The 4,554-nt window shown below is 70.9% G+C and carries 5 protein-coding genes; 4 read left to right on the plus strand and 1 reads right to left on the minus strand.

Annotated features, from left to right (window positions below; translation table 11 throughout):
* From CCN72_RS17440 to CCN72_RS17450, 3 genes are all read left to right on the plus strand, one after another.
* The coding region (locus tag CCN72_RS17440) for a P1 family peptidase (protein ID WP_208638029.1) at positions 1–563 on the plus strand (563 nt) is incomplete at its 5' end.
* A 150-nt stretch (positions 564–713) separates the two neighbouring features.
* Positions 714–1,928: a L,D-transpeptidase gene (locus CCN72_RS17445; RefSeq protein ID WP_172624661.1), complete on the plus strand. Its 1,215-nt coding sequence runs from the start codon at positions 714–716 to the stop codon at positions 1,926–1,928.
* A 157-nt stretch (positions 1,929–2,085) separates the two neighbouring features.
* Positions 2,086–2,832: a DUF6227 family protein gene (locus CCN72_RS17450; RefSeq protein WP_086808320.1), complete on the plus strand. Its 747-nt coding sequence runs from the start codon at positions 2,086–2,088 to the stop codon at positions 2,830–2,832.
* 78 nt (positions 2,833–2,910) lie between these two features.
* On the opposite strand, the gene CCN72_RS17455 is transcribed toward CCN72_RS17450, so the two are convergent.
* Entirely contained in the window at positions 2,911–3,159 is a 249-nt protein-coding gene (locus tag CCN72_RS17455; RefSeq protein ID WP_086808321.1) for a hypothetical protein, read from the minus strand.
* Positions 3,160–3,345: 186 nt separating this feature from the next.
* Here CCN72_RS17455 and CCN72_RS17460 point away from each other — a divergent pair, with 186 nt between their 5' ends.
* Positions 3,346–4,332: a helix-turn-helix transcriptional regulator gene (locus tag CCN72_RS17460; protein WP_208638030.1), complete on the plus strand. Its 987-nt coding sequence runs from the start codon at positions 3,346–3,348 to the stop codon at positions 4,330–4,332.
* The last annotated feature ends 222 nt before the right edge of the window (positions 4,333–4,554 follow it).

A 4,554-nucleotide genomic window follows, 5' to 3' on the forward strand; every position in this document is an offset into this window, starting at 1 on the left:
CGACCACCGGCGCGGCGACCGGCCGGCTCAAGGGCGGCATCGGCACGGCGAGCACGGTCCTCGAATCGGGGATCACGGTCGCCGCCCTGGTGGTCGCGAACGCGGCGGGATCGGTGCTGGATCCGCGGACGGGGGTGCTGTACGGGGAGTTGTACGACGGCCGGGTCGCGTACCCGCAGAAGGAGGTGCACGAGGCCGCGCTGCGGCGGCTGGAGGAGTCCGGCGCGGGCCGTACGCCGCCACCGCTGAACACGACGCTGGCGGTCGTCGCCACCGACGCCGAACTGACCAAGGCACAGGCCCAGAAGCTGGCCGGCACCGCGCACGACGGCATCGCCCGCGCCGTCCGCCCGGTCCATCTGCTGCACGACGGCGACACGGTCTTCACCCTGGCCACCGGCGCCCAGCCGCTCGCCGCGCATCCGCTCGCCCTCAATGAGCTGCTGGCCGCGGGCGCGGACCTGGTGACCCGGGCGATCGTCAAGGCGGTGCGCGCGGCCGAGCCGGTCGACGGACCGGGTGGAGTGTGGCCGTCGTACGGGGAGTTGTACGGGCGGTCGTAGGGGGAACGCGTCGGCGTCGGACGCGGATTGTCGCGGTTCTGTCACGTCGTGGTCTTACGAGGTCTTGGGGGGAACCTCAGGGACTGTTTGCGCACTCTTTCTTGGCGCATGGGAACGGACCACGCACATCACACGAACCTGGAGCAGCCCGTGACAAGGCCGGACATTGCAGCGCGGCGCGCACTGGGGGCCTGTGCCGCCCTGATGGTCGGCGCCCTCACCCTGACCGCCTGCGGTGGCGACGCCAACGCCTCGAACAAGGGCGGCGGCAAGGACTCCCCGAAGACCTCGACGGCGAAGATAGCGATCTCGGCGAAGGACGGCGCGACGGACGCGTCCGTCAACGCGACCGGGGTGAAGGTCAGCGACGGCACGCTCACCGACGTGAAGATGACCGTGTCGGGGTCGGAGCAGGCCGTGCCGGGGGCGATATCGGCGGACGGCCACAGCTGGAAGCCGAAGCAGCGCCTCGAGCTCGGCACGAAGTACCAGATAGCCGCGCGGGCGAAGGACGCCGAGGGTCGCCCGGCGGCGGCCAACGCCATCTTCAGCACCGTCAGTTCGGCCAACAGCTTCATCGGCACCTACACGCCGGACAACGGCAGCACGGTCGGTGTGGGCATGCCGGTGTCGTTCACCTTCAACAAGTCGATCAGCGACAAGAAGGCCGTGCAGTCGCACATCACGGTCAACTCCAGCAGCGGCCAGCAGGTGGTCGGGCACTGGTTCGGCGACCGGCGCCTGGACTTCCGGCCGCAGGAGTACTGGAAGGCCGGCTCCAAGGTCACGATGAAGATCGACCTGGACCATGTGCAGGGCGCCCAGGGCCTCTACGGCGTGCAGAAGAAGACGGTCTCCTTCACCGTCGGGCGCTCACAGGTCTCCACCGTCGACGTGAACACGCAGACGATGACCGTGGTGCGCGACGGCCAGACGCTCAAGTCGGTGCCGATCTCCGCGGGCAGCCCGGAGCACACGACGTACAACGGGCAGATGGTGATCTCCGAGAAGTTCACCCAGACCCGGATGAACGGCTCGACGGTCGGCTTCGGCGGGGAGTACGACATCCCGGATGTGCCGCACGCGATGCGCCTGACGTCCTCGGGCACCTTCATCCACGGCAACTACTGGTACAACAAGGGCAATCCGCCCTTCGGCCGGCAGGGCACCAGCCACGGCTGCGTCGGCCTCGCGGATGTGCAGGGCGCGCAGGGCGACACCTCGGCGAAGTGGTTCTTCGACAACTCGCTCATCGGCGATGTGGTGATCGTGAAGAACTCCCCCGACACCACGGTGTCCCCGGACAACGGCCTCAATGGCTGGAACATGTCCTGGAGCGCCTGGACCGCCGGAAGTGCCGCCTGACCGACGGGTTTTGACGGGTTTTGGGGCCGCGCGGGAACATCTCGCGCGGCCCGCGCGTTTTTCCGGTGTTCGTTTTCCCCATTCCCGGACATGATGTCCGATCGAGGGGCTACGGTATGCACCCACAAGGTGACATGCAGCAACGCCGGGAGATGCCTTGAGCGTTCCGTATGAGACGGCAGCGCCCGAACCAGCCGAGTCGCCGGAGTCGCCCGAGGAGCACCTCGCGCGACTTCTCGGCCGCGCCCTGAACTCCTTCGAACTGCCCGACGAGGTGATCCGACGGCTCGACTGCGCGCTGGCGTACGACAGTTCGCTGCACTCCGCGCACCACAGCGCCGGGCTGCACCGGGAGACGTACCGGCACACCTGGCTGCTCGCCGACGGCTCGGCGGTCACGCTGTGGGAGCTGGCGCACAACGCCACCCCGGGCGGCGCCCCTGATCATGAGGTGTACACCGACGAGGAGGAGCTCCAGACGGCCACCTCGCGCCTCGGATTACCCCCGGACACACCCGAGCTGGAGCTGCCCGCGCCGACCTGGCTGTGGGCGGTCCCCGCTCCCCGGCATGTGTTCGCCTGCGGCGACTCCGCCGACCACGCCCGCCGGCTGCTGCGCCGCGCGGAGAACGCGGACCATCCCGGTGACCCCACGGCCACCCTGCTGGCCACGGCGACGGCGCACGAGATCACCCAGGCCTTCGGCCGTCCGGGCCGGGCGGGCCGCTCGGGGCTGAGTTATGTGCTGTACGAGCACGCGTTCCTGCTGCCGGACGGCAGCGAGATCTCCCTGTGGGAGGTCGAGCACACGGCGACGCCGGACGGCCGTCATATGTGCGAGGTGTACCTGTCGGAGGACGCGGCCCGTTCCGCGATGGAGCGGCGCGCGGCACGGCAGGGCTGACGGGCGGACCGACGGCGGATCGCGCGGCGGGGCAGGCGGCCCGGTCGAGTCGAGTCGGGTCGGGTCGGGTCGGGTCGGTCAGCGGTGGCCGAGCTGTCGTATCAGCCCGGCGAAGGCGTCCTGCTCGGCCGGGGTCAGCTCCACCGACTCCCGCGGCGGGCCGGTCCGCTGGGCGGGGAGGAACGGCAGCCGGGCGGCCGCGAGTTCGCGAAGCGCCTGTGCGCGGAACCGCCGCAGCAGACGCAGCACGCCGATCGCCCAGACCACGCCGGCCAGGGTGAGGAAGACCGCGGCGACCAGCTGGAGAGTCGACAGATGCTCGGGCATACCCACCAGTACACACCATGGCGGGGCGCTTCGGACCCGGACCGTGATGTATCTCGCAGGTGCCGTGAACAACACACACGGAGTCAAACGGATCAATAGGGCTGATGAGGCAAGTGGCAGAGGTACGGCGGACGTCCGTTCCGACTAGGTCAGGTGCCGTCCTATTGGTGCGGCATCCTCGTACGCATGACGACCGCCACCCCGGCACGGCTGCTCCAGTTGCTCTCCCTCCTCCAGACGCCCCGTGAGTGGCCCGGCGGTGAGCTGGCCGAGCGGCTCGCGGTGTCGCGTCGTACCGTGCGGCGGGACATCGAGCGGCTGCGCGAGCTGGGTTATCCGGTGGAGGCGACGAAGGGTTCGGACGGCGGGTACCGGCTGGTCGCGGGCAAGGCGATGCCGCCGCTGGTGCTGGACGACGAGGAGGCCGTCGCCATCGCGGTCGGGCTGCGGGCCGGTGCGGGGCACGCGGTGGCGGGCGTGGACGAGGCGTCGGTGCGGGCCCTCGCCAAGCTGGAGCAGGTCCTGCCGGCCCGGCTGCGGCACCGGGTGTCCACCTTGCAGGCGGCGACCACCCCGCTGACCGTCGGGGACGGCGCGAGCATCCCGGCGGAGACGCTGACCCTGCTGGCCGGGGCCGTGGCGGGCCGGGAGCGGCTGCGGTTCGCCTATCGCGACAAGGAGGGCGGCGCGTCCCGCCGGCTGACCGAGCCGCATCGGCTGGTGTCGACGGGGCGGCGCTGGTACCTGGTCGCGTACGACCTCGATCGCGCGGACTGGCGCACGTTCCGGGTGGACCGGGTGAGCGAGCCGTTCGCCACCGGAGTCCGGTTCGCGCAGCGGGAGTTGCCGAGGGGCGGCGCGGCGGAGTATCTGCGGCAGTCGATCCAGCAGTGGCAGGAGGCGTACGTCTTCGAGGTGCGGTTCGCCGCGTCGGCGGCGGAGGTCGCCGAGCGGCTCCCGGCGGCGCTCGGGACGCTCACGGACGACGGCGAGGGCGGCTGCGTCCTGGCGGGCGGCACCGGCGACCCCGTGGAATGGCTGACGGTCCGGCTGGCGCTGACGGGGTACGAGTTCGCTGTGCGGGGTCCGGATGAACTGCTGGCGTGCGTAAGGGAGTTGGGGGGACGGCTGAGCCGGGCCGGGGGTGCCCAGGGGCCTCTCGGGAACGCCTAGGGCCCTAGGGCCTGTCTGACAATTCCCGTCGTCGCCCGGAGGGCGGCCGCGCGGCGTCAGGTGCGTGCTCTCGGGGTGCCGGGCGTAGGCCCTCGTACTGGACGTACTTGGGTCTGCGCCCGGTGCCGCGAGAGTGCGTGCATGGCGTCGCGCGGCAGACGGGAATTGTCAGACAGGCCCTAGGGCCTCTCGGACAGTCCCTGGCCCCGCCTCCCGCTCCTC

It is taken from the genome of Streptomyces murinus (assembly GCF_002154555.1).
Classification (GTDB): domain Bacteria; phylum Actinomycetota; class Actinomycetes; order Streptomycetales; family Streptomycetaceae; genus Streptomyces; species Streptomyces murinus.